Source organism: Paenibacillus sp. J31R98 (assembly GCF_056269245.1).
In genome coordinates, this window is record NZ_JBWDNO010000001.1 from 123382 (window position 1) to 145211 (window position 21830).

At 49.9% G+C, this 21830-nt stretch carries 20 protein-coding genes; 17 read left to right on the forward strand and 3 right to left on the reverse strand.

The features are described 5' to 3' along the window. Nucleotides 1–34 precede the first annotated feature (34 nt). The 3 genes from AC0YNX_RS00485 to AC0YNX_RS00495 are packed head-to-tail and all read left to right on the forward strand — an operon-like array spanning nt 35 to nt 2596. Entirely contained in the window at nt 35–832 is a 798-nt protein-coding gene (locus AC0YNX_RS00485) for an IclR family transcriptional regulator (protein WP_475813700.1), read from the forward strand. A gap of 26 nt (nt 833–858) precedes the next feature. After that, nucleotides 859–1632, forward strand: coding sequence for an SDR family NAD(P)-dependent oxidoreductase (locus AC0YNX_RS00490; protein ID WP_475813701.1), 774 nt, complete (start codon nt 859–861; stop codon nt 1630–1632). 58 nt (nt 1633–1690) lie between these two features. After that, nucleotides 1691–2596, forward strand: coding sequence for a fumarylacetoacetate hydrolase family protein (locus AC0YNX_RS00495; protein WP_475813702.1), 906 nt, complete (start codon nt 1691–1693; stop codon nt 2594–2596). A gap of 44 nt (nt 2597–2640) precedes the next feature. Here the strand turns inward: AC0YNX_RS00495 and AC0YNX_RS00500 are convergent, their stop codons facing one another. Beyond that, nucleotides 2641–3402 (reverse strand): endonuclease/exonuclease/phosphatase family protein, encoded by a 762-nt coding sequence (locus tag AC0YNX_RS00500; protein ID WP_475813703.1) that lies wholly within the window; start codon nt 3400–3402, stop codon nt 2641–2643. Nucleotides 3403–3517: 115 nt separating this feature from the next. On the opposite strand from AC0YNX_RS00500, the gene AC0YNX_RS00505 reads away from it, so the two are divergent. The 4 genes from AC0YNX_RS00505 to AC0YNX_RS00520 all read left to right on the forward strand — a co-directional run bounded on the left by AC0YNX_RS00505 (nt 3518) and on the right by AC0YNX_RS00520 (nt 8646). Continuing rightward, the gene (locus AC0YNX_RS00505; RefSeq protein WP_475813704.1) at nt 3518–4360 is read left to right on the forward strand and encodes an amidohydrolase family protein; all 843 of its coding nucleotides are present in this window, start codon (nt 3518–3520) and stop codon (nt 4358–4360) included. Between the two features lie 136 nt (nt 4361–4496). Continuing rightward, the gene (locus tag AC0YNX_RS00510; protein ID WP_475813705.1) at nt 4497–5915 is read left to right on the forward strand and encodes an S-layer homology domain-containing protein; all 1419 of its coding nucleotides are present in this window, start codon (nt 4497–4499) and stop codon (nt 5913–5915) included. Between the two features lie 516 nt (nt 5916–6431). Then, entirely contained in the window at nt 6432–7043 is a 612-nt protein-coding gene (locus AC0YNX_RS00515; protein WP_475813706.1) for a PadR family transcriptional regulator, read from the forward strand. 67 nt (nt 7044–7110) lie between these two features. Then, the gene (locus AC0YNX_RS00520; protein WP_475813707.1) at nt 7111–8646 is read left to right on the forward strand and encodes an MDR family MFS transporter; all 1536 of its coding nucleotides are present in this window, start codon (nt 7111–7113) and stop codon (nt 8644–8646) included. A 56-nt stretch (nt 8647–8702) separates the two neighbouring features. Here the strand turns inward: AC0YNX_RS00520 and AC0YNX_RS00525 are convergent, their stop codons facing one another. Next, nucleotides 8703–9281 carry a GNAT family N-acetyltransferase gene (locus AC0YNX_RS00525; RefSeq protein ID WP_475813708.1) on the reverse strand — a complete coding sequence of 193 codons (579 nt, stop codon included), beginning with the start codon at nt 9279–9281 and terminating at the stop codon, nt 8703–8705. A 353-nt stretch (nt 9282–9634) separates the two neighbouring features. On the opposite strand from AC0YNX_RS00525, the gene AC0YNX_RS00530 reads away from it, so the two are divergent. The 7 genes from AC0YNX_RS00530 (at nt 9635) to phoU (ending at nt 17692) form a co-directional block, all read left to right on the forward strand. Then, entirely contained in the window at nt 9635–11032 is a 1398-nt protein-coding gene (locus AC0YNX_RS00530; protein WP_475813709.1) for a stalk domain-containing protein, read from the forward strand. Between the two features lie 40 nt (nt 11033–11072). Continuing rightward, complete coding sequence (locus AC0YNX_RS00535) at nt 11073–11936, forward strand: phosphate ABC transporter substrate-binding protein (RefSeq protein ID WP_475813710.1); 864 nt, start codon at nt 11073–11075, stop codon at nt 11934–11936. A gap of 109 nt (nt 11937–12045) precedes the next feature. Beyond that, nucleotides 12046–13005: a phosphate ABC transporter permease subunit PstC gene (pstC, locus tag AC0YNX_RS00540; protein ID WP_475815143.1), complete on the forward strand. Its 960-nt coding sequence runs from the start codon at nt 12046–12048 to the stop codon at nt 13003–13005. A 71-nt stretch (nt 13006–13076) separates the two neighbouring features. Further along, on the forward strand, nt 13077–13922 hold the full coding sequence (gene pstA, locus AC0YNX_RS00545) for a phosphate ABC transporter permease PstA (protein WP_475813711.1): 846 nt from the start codon (nt 13077–13079) through the stop codon (nt 13920–13922). Nucleotides 13923–14086: 164 nt separating this feature from the next. Continuing rightward, complete coding sequence (locus AC0YNX_RS00550; protein ID WP_475813712.1) at nt 14087–15307, forward strand: methyl-accepting chemotaxis protein; 1221 nt, start codon at nt 14087–14089, stop codon at nt 15305–15307. A gap of 904 nt (nt 15308–16211) precedes the next feature. Beyond that, nucleotides 16212–16982: a phosphate ABC transporter ATP-binding protein PstB gene (gene pstB, locus AC0YNX_RS00555; RefSeq protein ID WP_475813713.1), complete on the forward strand. Its 771-nt coding sequence runs from the start codon at nt 16212–16214 to the stop codon at nt 16980–16982. 50 nt (nt 16983–17032) lie between these two features. Continuing rightward, the gene (phoU, locus tag AC0YNX_RS00560; RefSeq protein ID WP_475815144.1) at nt 17033–17692 is read left to right on the forward strand and encodes a phosphate signaling complex protein PhoU; all 660 of its coding nucleotides are present in this window, start codon (nt 17033–17035) and stop codon (nt 17690–17692) included. A 149-nt stretch (nt 17693–17841) separates the two neighbouring features. Here phoU and AC0YNX_RS00565 read toward each other — a convergent pair whose 3' ends face one another. Further along, a complete protein-coding gene (locus AC0YNX_RS00565; protein ID WP_475813714.1) occupies nt 17842–18765 on the reverse strand; it encodes a LysR family transcriptional regulator in 924 nt (307 codons plus the stop codon). A gap of 185 nt (nt 18766–18950) precedes the next feature. Here AC0YNX_RS00565 and AC0YNX_RS00570 point away from each other — a divergent pair, with 185 nt between their 5' ends. The 3 genes from AC0YNX_RS00570 to pstA (AC0YNX_RS00580) all read left to right on the forward strand — a co-directional run bounded on the left by AC0YNX_RS00570 (nt 18951) and on the right by pstA (AC0YNX_RS00580) (nt 21819). Next, nucleotides 18951–19892: a phosphate ABC transporter substrate-binding protein PstS family protein gene (locus tag AC0YNX_RS00570; RefSeq protein ID WP_475813715.1), complete on the forward strand. Its 942-nt coding sequence runs from the start codon at nt 18951–18953 to the stop codon at nt 19890–19892. Nucleotides 19893–19996: 104 nt separating this feature from the next. After that, a complete protein-coding gene (gene pstC, locus AC0YNX_RS00575; RefSeq protein ID WP_475813716.1) occupies nt 19997–20935 on the forward strand; it encodes a phosphate ABC transporter permease subunit PstC in 939 nt (312 codons plus the stop codon). Then, nucleotides 20932–21819, forward strand: a complete 888-nt coding sequence (pstA, locus tag AC0YNX_RS00580) for a phosphate ABC transporter permease PstA (protein ID WP_475813717.1) — start codon at nt 20932–20934, stop codon at nt 21817–21819. Before pstC (AC0YNX_RS00575) ends, pstA (AC0YNX_RS00580) begins: the two co-directional genes overlap by 4 nt. Nucleotides 21820–21830 lie beyond the last annotated feature (11 nt).

A 21830-nucleotide genomic window follows, 5' to 3' on the forward strand; every position in this document is an offset into this window, starting at 1 on the left:
GGAGATAGATTAGTTTACTATATAGAAGTTGGTTTTGTATATTAAACCACACGGATATGGACAAGGCGATGGTGGAGCTGTGGCAGAGGAACGCAAATATTGGGTGCCTGCGCTTGAGAAGGCAGACAAAGTACTGGCTGTACTCGCGAAGGAGCCGGCCAAGCATAAGCTGATTGACCTGTCGCGGCAGCTGGACATTAACAAGAGCTCAATGTTCTCTCTACTGAACACGATGGAGAAGCTCGGTTGGGTGCGGCGCAGCGGGAGCGGGGGCGATACGTACTCGCTTGGGCATGCTTTTGCCGAGTATGGGTCGTCGTACTTGAAGCAGTATGATCTGCATCACTCGTTTCAGGAGGAAGCGTCCGGGGCGAGAGATCGGCTGCAGGAGACGATTCAGCTGGCGAAGCGTGCGGGCGATCAAGTGCTCTACTTAGGGAAGCTTGAAGCGGTATCACCGGTTCGGCTGCAATCCGAGCCAGGAATGCGGCTGCCGGTGCATGCAACAGCATTAGGCAAAGCAATGCTCGCCCAGCTGAGTGAGGAAGAGCTGCTTCGGTTATTCCCGGAGGAGCAGCTTGCACAGCTTACGCCGTATACGATTAGCACCCGAAGCGCGCTGTTCAAGCAGCTGGAAGCGATCCGTACGCATGGCTTCGCGCTGGACGATCAGGAGTCTGTCATGGGCTTCCGATGCGTAGCGGCTCCAATCCGTGTAAGCAGCGGTGAGCAAGCAGCGGTCAGCTGTTCGATGCTGCTGCATCAATGGGCTGTGAAGTCTGATCAGGCAAGAGCAGAGATGCTCGATCTAGCAAGACGGTTATCCGTGTAAAACTTACGATAAGGGAGATGTGCTGCATGCGGTTGCAAAAAAAGGTCATTCTCATTACAGGCTCGGGTTCAGGTATCGGCAAGGCGACGGCGCTGTTGTTCGCAAGCGAAGGAGCGAAGCTGATTATTAATGACTTGTCCGAGCAGAACGGTCAAGAAACGGTGAAAGAGATCGAAGCGGCAGGCGGAGAGGCCATCTTCATTCGCGCTGACGTTACGAAGCCGGAAGAAGTATCCGCGATGGTCGATCAAATTATCGCGCACTACGGCGTCATTGACGTGCTGTTCAACAATGCCGGCATCAGCGGTGTCGGTGTTCTCCACGAGATCGAGCCGGAAGTTTGGGATCGCGTCATCAATGTGAACATCCGCGGCGTCTTCTTGCCGAGCAAATATGTTATTCCGCATATGATCGAACGCCGCAGCGGCTCAATCATCAATATGTCCTCTTGCATCGCGGAGATCGGTCTAGCTCGCCGCGCATCCTACGCAGCAACGAAGGGCGCTGTGCTTGCGCTGACCAAATCGATGCAAGTCGACTACGCGCAATATAACATTCGTGTGAATGCGCTGCTGCCAGGCACGATTATGACTCCTTTTGTAGAGAATTATTTGAAAACGTCGTATGCCGATCCTGAGGAAGCAATCAAAGGCCTCAAGAAGCGCCAGCTGAGCGAAGAGCTTGGTTACCCAGAGGATGTGGCGAAAGCAGCTCTATTCCTCGCATCGGATGAGTCGTCCTTCGTGATGGGTTCGCCGTTCTACGTCGACGGCGGCGTCGTATTCGGCAAGAACGCGTAATTCAGAATTGAGTTCATAGCAGCATGATTATTATTTTGAATGGAGGCATTTAACTTTTATGAAACTGGTTACGATTTCGAAACAAGGACGCGGCGCGCTTGGCGTTGCTGTCGCAGAAGGCATCATTATTGATATTGAAGCAGCGCTTCAGGTTGTAAAGGCTGAGCAAGAGGTGCCAACTACGGTTACAGCTGTTATCGAAGGCGGAGAATCGGTGCTTGCTGCGCTTCGCAGCTATGTAAGCGCGCTGACTGTGACTGGCGGCGAAGCTTATGCTCGCAAGGAAATCGACATTGAATGGGGGCCGTGCGTCACGCATCCGAACAAGATCATCTGCGTTGGTCTTAACTACCGCAAACACGCGGAAGAGACGAACGCACCGATTCCGGATTACCCGATTCTGTTCAATAAATTCAACAACACGCTGACAGGTCACCTGAAGGACATCGCTGTTCCGAAAGTGACGGAGAAGTTGGACTATGAAGCTGAGCTTGTTATCGTTATCGGCAAGAACACCAAATATGTGTCCAAAGAAGACGCGCTCAGCCACGTATTCGGCTACTGTGCTGTCAACGACTTGTCTGCACGCGACCTGCAGCTTCGTACGCAACAATGGCTGCTTGGCAAGTCCTGCGACGATTTCAGCCCGCTCGGACCTTACTTGGTAACTGCAGATGAAGTCGGCAATCCGAACGACCTGTGGATCAAATCGACCGTGAACGGCGAGGTACGCCAATCGTCGAATACATCGGATATGATTTTCCAATGTGATGAGATTGTGAGCTATGTGTCGCAGCATATGACGCTTGTGCCTGGCGACGTGATCTTGACGGGAACGCCTGAAGGGGTTGTGCTTGGCTTGCCGCCGGAGCAGCAAGTGTACTTAAAGCCTGGCGATGTCGTTACGATCGAGATCGAGAAGCTTGGCGCATTGACGAACCGTTTCGTGCCGGATCAAGGATAGAAATTGTAAAAAGGAGTGCCGAGGCACTCCTTTTTTATAGACAGTTAATCTAGGTTTATGGTTGTGGTGATCGGATAGTGGTCAGAAGGATAGCGTCCGTTATAAAGGCCGCGGTCGATGGTCGTTGAAGAAATTCGTGCATCCTTCGATACGTAAATATAATCGATCGGGCTCCCCGTATCGCCGCCTTGAAAGCTGTGAAAGGTACGGCTCAGCGGTTCTTCCAAGACCGAGAAGGCGGAGATGAGGCCAGCTTCATGAATGAGTTCGATAGCCCTGCTTGTCGGTTCGCAATTGAAGTCACCTGCTAGCATAGATGGAACTAGGCTGTTTGAGTTGTTCATTCTGGAGAGGATGAGCTGTATGCCATTTTGTCGCGCCTCTTCGCTGACATGATCGAGATGGGTATTATAGACAATCCATTCCTTGCCTTCACGACCGGCGAATCTGGCCCATGTGCACATGCGAGGACAGGCGGTGTTCCAGCTCTTATAGCCAAGCTCTTCCGGATGCTCCGATAAGCCGAAGTGTTCGTACTCCTTAAGCGTAACGACATCCTGTTTATAGAAGATCGCGCAGCATTCGTCTGGCGTACCGCTGCTTCGGCTTGCTCCAATGGATTGATAATCGGGTAACAGCGCTTGCAGATCTTGCAGCATGGAAGGCAATCCTTCCTGGGTGCAAACGATGTCTGCTTGTGCTTGTTTGATTGCTGCAGCAACCTCTGCTATCCGGTTCGGCCATGCATTGTCGCCATCCTCCAGAACATGAACACGCAAATTGAATGTCATCAGATTTAGTTGCATCAGTATCCTCCTTAAGATAGGGAATGAATAAATAGCAAGCGCTTACAGATTGTACCTATTATAACAGATGAATGGCTATACGATCATCAAAATATGATTAAGAGGTGTATGAGATATGATCAGAATAGATGCGCATCAGCATTATTGGAAGCTGGATCGTGGCGATTACGGCTGGCTGACGCCGGAAGCGGGGCCGGTTCTCTACCGCGATTATGGACCTGGCGACCTTGAGCCGGAGCTTGAACGCGCAGGTGTGTCCCGTACGATTATTGTACAGGCGGCGGCTACCCATGCAGAGACGGAATATATGCTGCAGCTTGCCGAACAATCGGAGTCGGTTGCAGGCGTAGTGGGCTGGCTAGATTTTGCCGATCCGAAGTGGCGTCAGGCGCTGGAGGCATTCTCCTCTCATCCGAAGTTTGTCGGTATCCGCGTCATGATTCAAGAGATGGAGGATGCGAGTGAGGTGCTGCAGCCGCAATACGTGGAGGCGCTTCAAGAGCTGGCGGAGCTTCAACTGCCTGTCGATCTGCTGCTTGTATCGCATCAGCTTCCTGCTGCAATTGAGCTGTTGAAGCAAGTGCCTGGATTGCATGCCGTTATTGACCACATCGCGAAGCCTCGGATTGGCGAGGGAGTTATTGAGCCTTGGGCGAGTCAGATGAAGGAGATCGCGGAGTCGTTCCCAGGTGTGTATTGCAAGCTATCCGGCATGATTACGGAGGCCAACCATCAGGAGTGGAAGCCGGAGCAATTCGCCGCGTATGTGAGGCATATCGTCGACGTATTCGGCACGAAGCGCGTTCTGTTCGGCAGTGACTGGCCGGTATGCTTGCTCGCTGGCAGCTATAGCGATGTGTGTGATGTGCTTTCTTCAGCACTGCCACCTTCTCTCGAATCGGAGGAGCTTGAGGCGATTTACGGCGGGAACGCTGCGACGTTCTATAAGCTGACCTAATCATAGTCAAAATGAGATTCTCGTTTGCTATAAGCCACTACTCCCTTTATACAACTTTCGCATAATATCCAACAGTTGATGACTCTATGTACAATAGAAGTTAGCTGTTGATCTCTTGTGTGGAGGAGGTATTAGGGTGGTAAGTCTGAAACATAGCCGTACTGGGAAAATGCTGCTGCTCGCATGTGCGATGCTGCTCATGATGATCGCGATGCCGCTTCCGAGGGCGCATGCGGAGGTACACATTTCCAAGTTTCAGTTGTACACGCATGACATACCCTACTTGATCGGCGGCATGAAGACCGATTACAGCATCTCAGATGATGCGGCGATTGGGACAGAGGCGGAAAGCACGAATATTAATTACTCTCCCGACAATGGTCTTAATTGGTATCCTACACAAGAGCTTGATGTGTGGGGTCCGGGCTACGGCGGTTCATTCAGCTTGCCGCTGGATCCATCAATTAAGAGCGTGCTGCTGAGGCTGGATTCCGAGTACTCGCCTATGATTGGCTCCAATAGCCATCCTTCGATTAATATAGGCCCTTTTCCCGTGAAGCAGCCCGTTCAGCTTGACGATCTCACGATTACTGAGAATAAAGGCGGTTCCATGACGCTTGCTTGGAATGATAACTCAAATATGGAATCGTATTATCAGATCAAGCGAACAGGCGGCAAGGACGGCGATAAAGTCTTCTATGTCAAAGATACGATGGAGCATATGGGACCACTTCGTTTCACCGATCCCGTAACGAGTCCCGAGACGTTCTATGTGTATTCGGTATTGATGGTTATCGACCAGGAGACGCTGCCTGAGTATTTGGTGCCTGGCGAAGTGCCGCGACTTGTGCAAACGAAGAAGAGAACGATTACAGCTATCATTTCGGACATTGACGAGATAAGTGTAGCTCCGGGGATTAAGCTTCCGGATTTGGGCGAAATTATCGGCGGCAATTCAGGCGGAACGGGAGCAGGTACAGGTACTGGGGAGCCAACGCTCACTGATGAACAGCTCGCTGCGCTGGTTGCAGGTGCGAGTGAGTGGGCGAAGCCTGATCTGATTGATGCTATCAAGCAGAATCTAACAACCGATATCATACTTGGCAACTATCAGAATGCGATTACAAGAGAGGAATTTGCTGGAATCGCAGTCCGTTTGTATGAAGCCATTACCGGAAACCCCCCGAAACCAATATCATCTAATCCGTTCACAGATACGACGGATATGTTTGTACTGGAAGCGAGTCAGCTTGGCATTGTAAAGGGAACAACGGCAACGACGTTCTCTCCGAAGGCAACGATTACGCGCCAGGAAATCTGCGTGATGCTGTACCGAGCAGCGCAAGCGGCCAATCCGGCATTCGTGCATGTAGATAATCTTGCTTCATTCACGGATGCCAAACAAATTGCCGCTTGGGCTCAAGATGCAGTTGGTTTCATGAATAGCAAAGGCATTATGAAAGGCATCGGCGGAGGCAAGATCGATCCCCTGGGCAAAGTAACGCGTGAGCAGGCGATCGCACTAATTATTCGAGCGTGCAGGACGCTGAGGTAGCCGTCCTGTTGCTGCACAATGCACAATAGAGGCCGAGTGTAGAATGGCCGATGTTTATATAAAAGAGAGAAACCCACGTTCAAGACGGTGGGTTTCTTTTTTGATACTTTTCACTCTCAGACTGTGAGACAGCCGATACCGGCAGCACGGCAAAGCTGAGAGTGCAAAAAATGAACTCTCAGCCAGAAAACCGGCCGAAAGTTGCTCCGAGAGTTCGAAAATTTGACTCTCAGACTGGTTGGCAGTCGATATAGGCAGCATGGCAAAGCTGAGAGTGCGAGAAATGAACTATCAGCAAGAAAATTGGCTGAATGTTGCTCCGAGAGTTCGGAAATTTGACTCTCAAACTGTGAGGCAGTCAATATGGGCAGCATGGCAAAGCTGAGAGTTCAAATTTCAATCTCTCAGACCTGCTCCCAAGAAATCAGTCCCGGGACCGTTGACTTTAATCATTCGAAATCGTATAGTCGAAATAGACTATACGATTTTACTGCGTTTCGAAGGAGTGCATGAGTGATGCTCAAACGGAAAGTGAACAACATGCTGGCACTGGCTGTCTTGTCATTGCTCATTGAGCAACCGATGCATCCGTATGAAATTTCCGCAACGATGAAGCAGCGCGGCATTCCGGATGTGATCAAGCTGAACAACGGCTCGCTCTATTCCGTCGTGGAATCGCTGCTGAAGCAGAAGTGGATTGTTTCGCTGCAGACGGAGCGGGAGGGGAAGCATCCTGAGCGTACGATCTATGCGCCGACGGATGCAGGCCGAGCAGGATTTCATGAATGGATCAGGGAGCTGATCTATTCGCCGGTGAAGGAGTACCCGCATTTCCCGGCAGCTCTGTCGCTCATCGGTCACATTGCGCCTCAGGAGACGATCGACCTGCTTGGACAGCGTGTCGGCTACATCGAGAAAGAAATTGTGGAGCGGCGTGCCAGTATGGAGCTAATCCTAAGCAAGGGGCTTGCGCGAATCTACATCGTGGAGCAGCAGTTCATTCTGCATCAGCTGGAATCGGAGTTTTCGTGGCTTCAGAATTTTATTCGGGAGATCAAAGAAGGGAACTTCACTGAGATTCAAGATGGGGAACAGGTATGGGATCAATCGGTGCCAACGATTGATTGATGGTCAGTAATGAATGGCAGGTAACAACACAATGATAATGAACTGAACTGGAGGGGAGCATCACATCATGATGGCAAAGCGTAATAATGTCGGGATCGTAGTTGCCGGCTTGCTGTTAGGTATTCTAATGGCATCCATGGACAACACGATTGTCGCGACAGCAATGGGAACAATCGTCCATGATCTCGGAGGTATGGACAAATTCGTGTGGGTGACATCCGCCTACATGGTAGCGGAGATGGCAGGTATGCCAATCTTCGGCAAGCTGTCCGATATGTACGGACGGAAACGGTTTTTTATATTCGGGATTATAACGTTTATGTTGGGCTCTATTCTATGCGGAACGGCACATTCGATTATTGAGCTTAGTATTTACCGCGCCATTCAAGGCATCGGCGGCGGCGCTCTCGTGCCGATTGCTTTCACGATTATGTTCGATGCCGTGCCGCTTGAGAGCCGCGGCAAGCTCGGCGGACTGTTCGGTGCCGTATTCGGCATGTCAAGTATATTTGGCCCGCTGCTTGGCGCGTACATTACGGATTACATCCAGTGGGAATGGATTTTCTACATCAACCTGCCGCTTGGTCTGATCGCCTTCGTTATGATTGCCTTCTTCTATAAGGAGTCGGTGGAGCATTCCAAGCAGAAAATCGACTGGGGCGGCGCCTTTACCCTGGTAGCCGGCATCGTCTGCCTCATGTTCGCGCTCGAACTTGGCGGCAAACCGAATTATGCTTGGGATTCTGCGCGTATTCTCGGCTTGTTCGCTGGCTTCGTGGTCATGCTCATCGCGTTTATCTTTATCGAGCGCAAAGTAGCTGAGCCTATTATTAGCTTTAATATGTTCCGCAAACGGCTGTACTGGACCAGCAACGCGATGGCGATGTTCAGCGGCGCTGCGTTTATTACGGCGTCCGTTTACATTCCGATTTTTGTTCAAGGGGTGCTTGGGGGCAAGGCGACAAACGCGGGTCTCGTGCTTCTGCCAATGATGCTAGCTTCCGTTGTTACGGCTTCTGGCGGCGGTTTCCTGATGACCAAATTATCGTTCCGCACGCTTATGTGGCCGACGCTTGCAATCCTGGTACTCGGCAATGTTCTGCTTACAACACTCGATGTCGATTCCACTCGTTTCACGGTAACGATCTTCATGATTCTTGTTGGACTCGGCATCGGCGCTTCGTTCTCGGTGCTCAGCAACGCTGCGATTTATTCGTTCTCTCCTAGAGAACGGGGCGCAGCGAGCGCGACGCTGAACTTCCTGCGTTCGCTCGGTATGACGATTGGTATAACGGTGTTTGGTATCGTTCAGAGCCACGTTATGACCGGCAAGCTCAAAGATGCGTTTGCAGGTTCCAGTGGCGGCCAAGTGCCTGCCAATCTGGATCTTAGCGATCCGCGCGCGATTCTGACGCCGGAGTCACGCAAGCTCATTCCAACGGAAGTGTTGGATAAGATCGTCGGGGCTTTGTCCTCCTCTATCACCTACACCTTCCTGTGGGCGATCATTCCTTCTGTACTAGCGCTTGCCTTCGCGTTCTTCATGGGACGCGAGAAGCTCGACGCGATTGCAGAGAACAGCGAATACGGTCCATCTCACTAAAAATGAAAAGCCTGTCGTTCTAAGCAGATTTGCTTAGGCGGCAGGCTTCTTTATTGTTACGAATTAAGCAATAACGCGAGCATCATGACATCCAGAAACTTGTGCGTTACTTCGTGCATCAGATAGTGCTTCAGCACGCCTTCTTCATGAAATCCGAGCTTGTGGAGTACGCGAAGCGACGCTTTATTCTCCGGCAGCACCTCCGCTTGAATGCGATGAAACCCAATGGAATTGCGGCTGAAGTCGAGAACGCCGTCCAGCGCCTCAGAGGCGATGCCTCTGTTCCAATAATCCGGATGCAGATCATAACCAAGCGACAGCGGAAATTGCGGAACCTCATCGAATGTTCCTCTGGTCGGCATAAGGATGACGGACCCGATGACGCGGTCATCTTCACGCTGGGAAATGCCCCAAACGAACAGCCTTCGATCTGTGTAAGCTTGATTCCGTGATTCGATTAACGACTCCATTGCTTCAACCGTCTGCGGACCTGACCAATCCTGATGCTGCATAACGCGCGGATCGGAATAGAATTCGAAGACGTCGGTCGCATCTGCCGCATGAATCTGCCGTAGGAGCAAACGTTTCGTTTGAATGAGCGGGAAGGTATGAAACAGTGAATGGGATGCAACCATGAATTATCAACCTTCTTAACTATAATGAGTGTCGATAGCATCGTACATCGCAATTCTTAAATGTAAATGAATTTGAGATGAAGAAATAATGTCCATTACTAATACGAACGTAACAGAGCTGCTCTAGTGTCGTTTATTGGCGATAGAAGCGGCTTTTTTGAGCGCTTTGAATAAGTTCTCAGGTACAACGACACTCATTTACAATACCTCCACAATAGATTAACTCTTACTTTACAATACCGTAGACCTAGATTAACGACCTCTTAACATTAGGTAAATATAATCAATCTTGTACATAGTTGCTAGAGGAAAAAAGAAACCATACCAGAAGGGTGAGTTCGAGCCAAATGTCTATGAAAAAAACGCTTATGATTTCTGCACTGGCAGCAGCGCTGAGCACTACAGCAACTGGGGTTGTTTCAGCAGCGACAGCGAATCAAGTTACTTCGGCTACAGCTACACTGAATGTGCTCGTAAACGATTCGGCAGTTCAAGTTCGCACTGTTGGAGCTGGAGTCGACTCGCTCGTATCGCTTCGTGACCTGGGAACAGCGGTAGGCGCATTGTTCGTTGTCAACGTGAAGGCTGGCGTAACGGCTTACTTCCAAGGTCATGCAATTGAGCTTCACTCAAACTCGAACGAAGCTCTTGTTGACGGCGAAGCAGTAACGCTGGCGCAAGCCGTGCAAAACGTAAGCGGAAGTTACTATATCTCGTCCGAAGATTTCCTGAGCGCGTTTGGTCTGGAAGGAAACGTTGACGCATCTGGCACGCTGTCGATTGACGCGACACATAAAGTGCACGCAGACACAGCTAACTGGGTTGATGCAAGCCACCTGCTTGTTTCGGAGCTGACAGAAACTGGCCGTAACGACTACATCGTAGACGCTCAAACAGGCGCAGCTACTTTGGTTCTTAGCTCCGAATCAGCTTCTGATCTGACTGTTTCCCCGAACGGTGCTCTTGCAGCCTACACGAATGAAGATGGCATTGTGAGCGTTATCGACCTCAAGAGCCCGAACTTTGCTGCGAAGCAAGTTTCGACTGACAACACGATCAAGCCAGAGCTCGTATGGTCTGCTGACAGCAGCGCGATCTACTTCTTGCAAGGCGACAAAGGCACTGTCATCGCGAAGATGAACCTCGCTGACGGCGCAGTTTCGAAAGTGCTCGACGACAAAGTAGATTACAAATCTTCCCTGAGCGTATCGGCTGATGGCAAGAAATTCTTCTACGTAGTTACGAAGCCAGGTACAGTAACGGCAGATGCGACTAAGCCAGTTGACGCTGACGACGTTGCAATCGACACCAAAGGCACTGAGCCACAAGTATTCAGCTTTGACGCTACGGTAACAGACGGTAAGCCTGTTCAAGTTACTTCGCAAACAGATGACAAAGTATTCATCGGCTCGTCGACAGACGGTACGAAAGGCGTTTACATCAGCTCTGTAGACGGCAAGAATTCTTCGCTAATTCAAGTAGCTCCTGACAAATCGACAGTTACGCTGATTGGCGACCAAGACGTGTTCGCAGCTACAATTGCTGGCGACACTGTGTATGCGCTCGTTGATTCCGGCACGGCAACAACCCTTGTTAAAGTAAACCTAGCGACAGGCGGCAAAGAAACGGTTCGTACGGTAGATGCGGATGCAACTGAAGTTCTTGCAGCACCAGGCACACCGCTTGCCATTGTAGTTGACGGCATCGTTAATGTTGCAAACGGCAGCACATTCACTAAAGTAACGAAATAATATAACCTTTGTCCAAAATTGAGAGGAGATTTTACATTTTATGAAAACAAAATGGTTTAAAGGCTTTGCATTTGCTGCAATCGCACTCACAGTTGCATTCGGTTCCCTCACTTCGGTTGCCAGCGCTTCGAGCAAGCTGAGCGGACGTATCGTTATCAATGGTTCTTCGGCGCTTCTTCCACTGACGCTGCAAGCGAAGAATGAATTCCAGAAGCTGAACCCGAAAGTGAAAATCTCGGCATCGGCAGCAGGTTCCGTAACAGGTCCACAATCTGTCCGTAAAGGCATCGCGGACATCGGCGCATGCGACTGGGATGCATCGCTTGACGTACCAGGCTTCAAAGCTTTCACAGGTCTTGTAGCTAACAAAGTAGCGGTTACGCCTTTCGCAGCAATCACGAACAGCAACGTTGGTGTTAGCGGCCTGACAACAGCTCAATTGCAAGGTATCTTCTCCGGCAAAATTTCGAACTGGAAAGAAGTTGGCGGTAAAGATGCGGATATCATCGTCATCAACCGTGCTTTCGGTTCCGGTACACGCGTTAACTTCCAAGTAAAAGCGCTGAATGGCACTGATTTCATGACTAAAGGCGACAACTACAAAGAGGTTAAATCGAGCGGCGACATGAAGACTGCGATCGAGACTACGCCTAACGCTATCGGTTACATCGACCTTGTATATGTAACAAGCAAAATGACAGCTCTCAAAATCAACAATGTTGCACCTACAGCAGCTAACGTAATCAACGGCTCGTACAAAGTTTGGGGCTACGGTTACTACATGACAAAAGGCCAACCTACTGGCGCTGTAAAAGCATTCATCGAGTACATCCAAAGCGCGAAGTTCCAAAACGGCTCTCTGAAAAAGCTTAAATTCATCCCGCTCTCCGCAATGAAGAAGTAATTGAGGGACGAATGAGCCAGCTTCTGCAGTTGATACTTGCGAAGCTGGCTTTTCTTTGGCGAAAGCCGTTTACGCTTGGATAATCGAGAGGAGTTATAGCGCCATGAGCATGATGGAAGTTCCCACCTCGGGCAAGGTATTGAAGGCGGATGAACTGGGGAGCAGTCTCAAAGCTTCATCAGGCAAGAAATTCGGCCGTAAGGCAAGGCTATCTCTGTATAATCGTACGTTTAAGATCATCTGCATCGCCAGCGCCGTATTTGTATGTATCATCCTGTTCTCGATCTTGTTCCTGATGGGCCGCACAGGGGTGCTTACCTTTGAAACGGTTTCGGTGAAGGACTTCTTCTTCAGTACGGAATGGGTACCTGAGAATGATCAATATGGTGCGTTCATATTTATTTTTGGTACGTTTGCGTTAACTTTATTGACGATGTTGATTTCCGTGCCGCTCTCCGTTATCATTGCGGTTTTCCTAGCCGAAATGACACCGAACTGGCTGAAAACAGCGCTGCGTCCGGTCCTAGACCTGCTTGTCGGCATTCCTTCCGTCGTTTACGGTTTCCTTGGCATGACGGTGCTCATTCCAATGCTTCGTTCATTAACAGGCACGAATATGGGTGATGGTATTCTAGCTGCAGCGATCGTCCTCACGATCATGGTGCTGCCTACGATCAGCCGGATTATTGATGATTCTATCGTCGCTGTACCTAAGAAGTTCCGCGATGCTTCGTATGCACTTGGTTCAACAAGGTTCCAAACGATTACTCGAGTTGTTATTCCCGCTGCAAAGAGCGGCATTATGTATGCGGTCATTCTTGGCATGGCCCGTGCGATCGGTGAAACGATGGCGGTCGTCATGGTTATCGGCAATACGCCACAGCTGGCGAATGCATTATTCAAACCAACATCTGTTCTGACAAGCAACATCGTCATGCAAATCGCGAATGTCCCGTTTGATTCCACTTGGAACTACGCGCTATATATGATGGGCTTTATTCTGCTCGTAATCTCACTCATTATGATTGTGGTTGTTCGCATGATTCAAGGTAAAGGAGTGAAACTATGAGCACGAACACGAGCCCTTCTAAATCTACGACTTTGCCGGCGCAGGGGAACCCTTTCTCTTCGCGCAGAGGTATGAGTCACTTGAACAATCGCTTATTTACCGGTGTCGTGTGGCTTGTCGGCATATGCACGATTGTCTTTATTTGCAGTCTCTTGTTCCTTATCTTGCAAAAAGGGCTTCCGAAGCTGGACTTTGGCTTTCTCGTTGGGCTGCCTAGCGAGATTGACGAAGGTGGAGGCGTGGGTCCGGTCCTATTCAACTCGTTCTATGTGCTGTTTATCTCGCTCGTAATTTCAATTCCGCTTGGCATGGCAGCAGGGATCTACTTGGCGGAGTTCGCACCTGCGAACAAATTTATCGCGTTTATCCGGATTTGCGTGGAAGGACTCGCATCGGTACCTTCGATTATTTTCGGCTTGTTTGGTATCGCGTTGTTCGTCGAGCAGTTCGATGTCGGTCTGACGATTATCGGTGGTGCGGTAAGCTTAGCGTTCTTGAATTTGCCTGTGTTGACACGCGTTACGGAGGAAGCTATCCGTGCGGTTCCGCAGGAGATGAAGCAGGCGTCATTCGGGCTTGGTGCAACACATCTGCAGACGATCCGCCGCGTGATGATTCCGGTTGCGCTGAACGGGATTATTACAGGGATCTGCTTGACAGCGGGCCGTGCGTTCGGAGAGAGCGCCGTTATTATTCTGACAGCAGGCGTATCATCGTCCGGTGTTATGTGGGATTTGAATCCGTTCTCGCCAGGCGCGACGCTTGCAGTTCACTTGTGGTATGTGCAGTCGGAAGCGATTGTTCCGGACGCGCAGCTCATTGCAGAGAAATCCGCAGCAGTGCTCGTATTCGTCGTTTTGCTGATCAATCTCGTGTTCCGCGTTCCGCTTTGGCTGAATGCTCGTAGAATGCGTTAATAATGCATATTTTGAATAAACCCGTGAATGGCATTGCAGATTTCGATCTGTTATGCCATTTTTTTAGTGATTTTGACATTCTATTAACATTAATCCGCAATTACGATAATGCTTTATACCTATAGTGATGAAGTAGATACATAGCCCCAGAAGGGAGAGAGCGAATGTCTATCTTATTGCTAGAACGAGATTCAGAGCAGGATTGGAAAGTGACCCCGGCAGCGTATGCTGCAGCAACAGCTAGTGCAGAGACAACAATGACTAACAACATAGATCATGCAGAAGCAATATCGGCAATAACTGAAATTGGCTATGAAATGCTCAAACCTTTCATTCGTAGCGTACCGATTGTCGGTATTCGCCATACTTGTGAGGAAGTAATTGAGCAATTCGCCCAGACGCCAGACAACGAATGTGTCGTTGTTTGCGATGAAGCGCATAAACCGCTAGGACTTGTGATGAAGAATAGGCTGACTATTATTCAGACACATCGTTTTGGCAGAGAAATTTATTACGGCAAATCCATTTCGAAGCTCATGGATGAGCAGCCGCTCACAGTGAACCAGCATATTTTGCCGCAGCAGTTGCTCGATCTAGCCCTTGGTCGTGATGATAAGACGGTATATGACTGCGTAATCATTGCTGAGGATGATCGTTTTGTCGGCATTCTGACGATGTCGGATTTGCTTAAGCTGTCCCGGTTGATCCAGCAGAAGACGGTACAATCGCAAGTGGCGACCATTCGCGGTGCAGAAACGATGATTCATGAGATCGACCGCTCCGTCGTTCAGGTGCACGAAGCCTCGCAGCTTGGCGAGTCGATGTCGCAGTCGATGTTGGATTTGACGCTCAAAGGGAAGAACGAGCTGGACAAGGTGTCGGCAGCCTTTCATAATTTGTCGGAGCGAACGAATGTGCAGGAGGTTCAGATCAGCGAGCTGCAGGAGCGGGCAGGGGCAGTGGGCAAAGTATCGAAGCTGATTCGCGAGCTCGCCAATCAGTGTAACCTGCTCGCGGTGAACGCAACGATTGAGGCAGCACGCGCAGGCGAGCATGGCCGCGGCTTCGCTGTCGTTGCGGACGAGGTGCGCAAGCTTGCGACGCAGACGAAGCAATCTGCCGATGATATCAACCTGCTCATCGGCGCGATTCTTGAAGCTGTCAAGGAGACGGTGCATCTGGTCAGCGAAGGCAAGTCGGAAGCAGATGCGAGCCAAGCGTATGTGAAGGAAGCTGCGGATGTGTTCCAGCAGCTGTTCCACACGGCTGCAGGCAACAGCAGCAGCGCCGGCGAAATCGGCAAGCTCGCAAGTGATGCGTATCAGCAATCGCAGCGCGTTACCGAGCAGATGAAGCAGCTGATGGCGGATATGCAGGATCATTGAAGTGAGGAAGCGACCCGGTTTGTGGGTCGCTTTTTTTAGCGCACCCGCGAACCCGAACCCGAACCAGAACCCGAACCAGAACCCGAACCCGATTGCTAGCTCTCATGCCAGCATCAAACTTGCCAAGCTTATGGAGTCACCAAACTAACTCAACCGGTTCCTCGAACTCACCACTTTACTGCTACATTGAGCTGAGAGCACATATATGAGCTCTCAGAGCCAAATCTAACTAATTTGTAAGCCGAGAGAACGTATATGTTCTCTCGGAGGTGATTTCGGTCATTTTCGCAGTCGATGTGCTGCTGAGAGAACACATATGTTCTCTCAGCGCTAGAAATGCTTCAGTTTGGAGTTGAGAGAACGTATATGTTCTCTTTGAGTTAAGCAGTTGCTGCTGAGAGTAGAAATTTCGACTCTCAGCACGAGAAAGGTGTTATTTCAGAGGTGAAAGTCGGATTTTGCGGCTCTTAGACCATTAGACATGCAGGATAGTAAAAGTGTGCGTTAGCGAGAGAGGCAAAACCCGCTAATGAGCGAGTTTAGGCGATGATTTCAGGAATGAGAGAGGCTTTTCCCGCTCTCATCGGTCGAATCTAGCGAATTTGCCCGCATAGCGCGCCTGAGAGAGGCAAAACCCGCTAACGAGCGAGTATAGATGATGATTTCACGAGTGAGAGAGGCTTTTCCCGCTTTCAACAGTCGACTCAGGCAATTTCCCGCTCTCATCACTCTCATCACTCGAATCCCTCCGCATTACTCTAACGTGAGCACCAAGCACCAACGCAATTTTAATACAGAGTTTACAAAACGATCATATAAACATGACAATTAAACGCTAATCTAGCAGAGACACGATTGAACTGATAATAAAATGAATAGTCCACCCACATGAAAGGGGTACAGCATGCAAGCTACAGCGACGCAAACCTTAATTGATATTAGCAAACTCAATTTACATTATGGAAACTTTCACGCGCTCAAGAACGTGACGATGGATATCCCTGAGAAAGCGATCACCGCTTTTATCGGGCCTTCCGGCTGCGGGAAGTCGACGTTACTGCGTACGCTGAACCGGATGAACGACATGATTACCGGCACACGCATTGACGGTAAAATCACGATTGGCGGCGCGGATATCTACTCCAAAGAAGTCGATGTGGAGACACTGCGCAAGAAGGTCGGCATGGTGTTCCAGCAGCCAAATCCGTTCCCTAAGTCGATCTACGACAACGTGGCATACGGCCCGCGTCTGCACGGCATCCGCAGCAAGAGCAAGCTTGACGAGATCGTGGAAACTTCGCTCCGTTCCGCTGCGCTGTGGGAGGAAGTGAAGGACCATCTCAAGCGCTCGGCGCTTAGCCTCTCGGGCGGTCAACAGCAGCGTCTTTGTATCGCTCGCGCAATTGCCGTAGGTCCGGACGTTCTGCTCATGGACGAAGCAACTTCCGCGCTTGATCCGATCTCCACGCTGAAGATCGAAGAGCTGGCGCAAGAGTTGAAAGATAAATACACGATCGTCATGGTAACGCACAACATGCACCAAGCGGCGCGTGTATCCAATCAAACGGTGTTCTTCTTGAACGGCGAAGTCGTAGAGTACTCCGACACGGAGAAGCTGTTCTCGAACCCGCGCGACCAACGTACGGAAGACTATATTAGCGGACGTTTCGGATAACTCAGTACCACCAATAAGCCACAAATAAAGGAGAGCATCTAACGCATATGATGACGAAACGCAGAGAACTCGATCATGGTCTTGAAGAGCTGAATGAAATGATCGTTGAGATGGGCCGCCGTGTTGAAACCGCGCTGGCACAGTCGATGCAAGCATTGGAGAAAGTCGATGTGCCCTCAGCGAAACGGCTGATCCAAGAAGATAAAGAGCTGAACAAGCTCGAAGAGAAAATATCCGAAGTTGGCTCGCGTCTTATCGCAACGCAGCAGCCGGTAGCGAAGGATCTCAGAAGAATCCTTGTCGCATTCAAAATCGCCAGCGACCTTGAAAGAATGGGCGACCTTGCCGTTGACGTAGCGAAAGTCGTTGTGCGACTCGATGGCCAAGCGCTGATCAAGCCGCTGATCGACCTGCCGCGCATGAGCCAAATCGTTCAAATGATGACGTATGAATCGATCCAGTCGTATGTCCAGGAGAATGTAAACATGGCGTACAAAATGGCCAAAGACGACGATCTCGTCGACGCCCTGTACGCTCAGATCATTCGTGAGCTGCTTACGATCATGATGGAGGATCCGAGAACGATATCGCAGGCGAACCTGCTGAGCTTCGTCGGTCGCTACATCGAGCGCTTCGCGGATCATGCAACGAATATCGGCGAATCCGTTGTTTACCTTGTAACTGGATCCCGCCCAGACTTGAACGCATAACAAGGAACACGTAATTCTTTACAAGTAAATAACTACGCGTGAAACACGCAGCGATAGCCGCTTTTATCGTACCCTTTAATCCAATCCCATATCCGCAGCAGCTGACCCGAAGCGAGCATCACAGGCGCCTTCGACATCAGCTGCTTTTTTTATTGCGGGTATTGTTCAGAGAGCAGCTCCTTCATCAAGCTGATCAACCGCTGCAGCATTGCCGGATTCCAATAATCGCTGCGCCAGATCGCACTCACTTGGTAATGCTTCTGCGCCCCGGTTAACGGAATCTGAACAATACCCTTCAGCTGCTGCTCAGTTGTCAGAGCCGGCATAATCGCAGCTAGTGAGCCGGTGCGGACAGCACTCAGCGCATGCTGAATCCGATCCGTCGATAGCTTATAGGTCAGCTGGACTTTCTCATGTGCTTCCCATGCCGCCATCGCATCTTCCAGTTCAGCATCCTCAACCTTCACAAAAGACAAAGCGGCTAAACGATACGATGGAATCGCCGCAGATTTCGCAAAAGGATGCGAGTTCGCCATATAGATAGCAAGCGGTCTCTCGTGCAGAACTTCATCTATTAATGATGTTGAATCATTCAGAGGCAGCTCGTTCGTAACTGCGCCACCGTTCAGTCCGCCATGTACAATAAGATCGACTGTGCCGCCACGCAGCTTCGTCAACAACTCGCTGCTCGATCCTGTCACAAGCTTAATCTGCACCTCGGCTGCTCCGGTAATGCGCGCATACCAATCGTCATCGAATAGAATTCCAGCCGCACAGTCCGTACAGCCAATGACGAGCTGGTGTTTGCCCGTCTGCTCAAGCGCAGCGAACCGAGCTTCGGCTTCCCGATATAACCGGTCAATGCCCGCTGCATAATGGCATAGAAGCCGGCCGGCCTCGGTGAGCAGCACTTTGCCAGTCTTCATCTCGAAGAGCGGCGTGCCCCATTCCTCTTCGAGTTTCTTCATATGAAAGCTGACGGTCGGCTGCTTAACGCCGAGCTCATCAGCCACTGCGGTGACCTTCTTTAACCGATCTAGCAATACCAAAATTTGCAATCTTAATATATTCATAATGTTAGAACTCCTAAACGGCAAGATTATATATGAATTTTATAATACCCCCATCTATTATTCAATTATTCTATACACTTTTATCATTGCGTTAACACTTCGAAAATATCACATTAATACGGCACACGTACAATAAGTCTTGTAAAACAAATAACCGCTTGGGTGCGGAAGGAGAAACTTACGAAATGAAAAAGGTATTATTCGTTGTTGTAGCACTGATGTTGACGATCGGACTTGCGGCTTGCGGCTCTAAGAATGAGAGCACTAACGGCAATTCACAAAATAGCAATGCAGGTAACACAGCAAACGCAGGCGGCGAAGCTCTTAGCGGCTCACTTCTGGCAGCAGGCTCCACAGCGCTTCAACCACTCGTTGAGCAAGTTTCGAAGAAGTTCATGGAAGACGCGAAATACGCTGATATCACGGTTCAAGTTCAAGGCGGCGGCAGTGGTACTGGATTGACTCAAGTATCCGCAGGTCAAGCAGATCTCGGTAACTCCGATATCTTCGCTGAAGAGAAGTTCGTAGATGCAGATGCAGATAAAGCTAAAGAATTGGTTGACCATCAAGTAGCAGTAGTTGCAATGGCGACTGTTGTTAACAAAGAAATTTCTATCGACAACCTGACTAAACAACAACTGGTTGACATCTTCACAGGCAAAGTAACGAACTGGAAAGACGTAGGCGGCAAAGATGAGAAAATTACAATCGTGAACCGTCCAAGCAGCTCCGGTACTCGTAAAACATTTGAGAAATTCGCACTTGGCACGAAATCCGAAGATATTCAAGGTTCGATCCAAGAAGATTCCTCAGGCACAGTTAAGAAGCTTGTTGCTGAAACACCAGGAGCAATTGGTTACCTTGCACTTTCCTACCTCGATGAAACGGTAAAAACAGTGAAATACGATGGCGTAGAACCTAAAGAAGAGAACATCGTTTCCGGCAAATATCCAGTATGGGCTTACGAGCACATCTATACAAAAGGTGAGCCTAACGCAGTAGCAAAAGCATTCATCGATTACATCATGAGCGATGAAATCCAAAACGCTGACGTAGTTGAGCTTGGCTACATCCCAGTTGGCAAAATGGAAGTAAAACGTGATGCAGCTGGTAACATCACAAAATAATAAATAACCCACAGGTGAGAGCAAGGGGTGGAGCGATCCGCCTCTTGCTTCCTCTGATGTTTACCGAAGAAACAAAGAAATGCTTGGAGAAGGAGAGAAAATCCATGGAGCGGCCCGCTGCTACTGATAAACATAATGTGCAACCTGCAAAATCAACAAGAGCTCTCGTTAAACCGCATTTGGTTGAAGAATGGGTAGGCAAGGTGTACACGACGCTATGTATTCTTGTGCTCGTCGTGACAATTGGAGCTATCGTATATTTCGTCTCTTCCCGCGGTTTGACTACGTTTGTAAGTGATGGCGTCAGCCTCAGCGGGCTGCTTAGCGGATTGAAATGGGATCCTGAAGGCGACATTCCGCTATATGGCGCATTGCCGTTCATCTTCGGCTCCTTCAGCACTTCTCTGCTCGCAGCACTTATCGCAGCTCCGCTCGGCGTATGTGCGGCGGTGTTTATGACACAAATTATGCCCGGTCTTGGCAAACGTATTCTGCAACCGGTCATTGAATTACTCGCAGGTATTCCATCCGTTGTATTCGGTTTTGTAGGACTGAGCATTGTCGTTCCGGCGCTTCGCGCGATTTTCCCAGGTCAAGGAATTGGTATTGCAGCAGGTGCAATCGTGCTGTCGCTGATGATTCTGCCTACGATTACGACAATCGCTACGGATGCACTCGCGGGCTTGTCCTCTGGTCTGAAGGAAGGTTCCTTCGCACTTGGAGCGACTCGTTGGCAGACGATATATCGGATCGTTATTCCGACGACATTGCCAGCGCTTCTGACAGGGGTTGTACTCGGTATGTCCCGTGCATTCGGTGAAGCACTCGCAGTTCAGATGGTTATTGGTAACTCCCCGCACATCCCGCACTCGCTGTTCGAGTCGGCATCGACATTGACTAGCGTCATCACGCTTGATATGGGTAACACGGTTATGGGCTCTGCACATAACAATGCACTATGGTCCTTGGCACTCATTCTGCTCGCTATGACATTCGTGTTCGTATTCGTAGTCCGCTTCCTTGAAAGGAGAAGAAATCGATGAGCGCAAAAACTGCAGATCGTATCGCAACCGGGGTCATTTACGCTGTTTCCGCACTCATCGTATTGATTCTTGCGGGCTTGCTCGGCTACATTATTTTCCGTGGTATTGGTCACATCAGCTGGCACTTCTTAACTTCTGCTCCGCAGACGATTAAGGCTGGCGGTGGTATCGGACCGCAATTGTTCAACTCGCTGTTCTTGCTTGTTCTTACACTAATCATTACAATTCCGCTCGGCCTTGGCGCCGGCATCTATATGAGTGAATATGCGAAAGCAGGCCGTATGACGGACACAATCCGATTGATCGTAGAAGTGCTTTCCTCGTTCCCATCGATCGTTATTGGTTTGTTCGGCTTACTCGTTATCGTTAACTTGTTTGGACTTGGCTTCTCGTTATTCTCGGGCGCACTGGCGCTCACCGTATTTAACTTACCGCTTATGGTGCGTATTACAGAACAAGCATTGAAGGGTGTTCCGCGTGAACAGAAGGAAGCAAGCCTTGCGCTTGGCCTCTCCCGCTGGAAGACGATCACATCCGTCATGCTGCCGATCGCAACACCTGCCATCGTAACAGGAACCATTCTCGCAGCAGGCCGCGTATTCGGTGAAGCAGCAGCATTGCTTTTCACAGCCGGCATGAGCTCGCCGCGTCTTGATTTCACGAACTGGAATCCGCTTGATGAGCGTTCACCGCTTAACCCGTTCCGTCCGGCAGAGACACTTGCCGTGCATATCTGGAAGATTAACAGCGAAGGACTTGCACCGGATGCTGCGCAAGTCGCTGCAGGCGCTTCGGCGGTACTGATTATTATGGTACTGATCTTCAACTTCGGAGCTAGATGGTTCGGAAGATATCTGCACCGTAAATTTACAGCGACCAAATAAGGAGGGTGAGA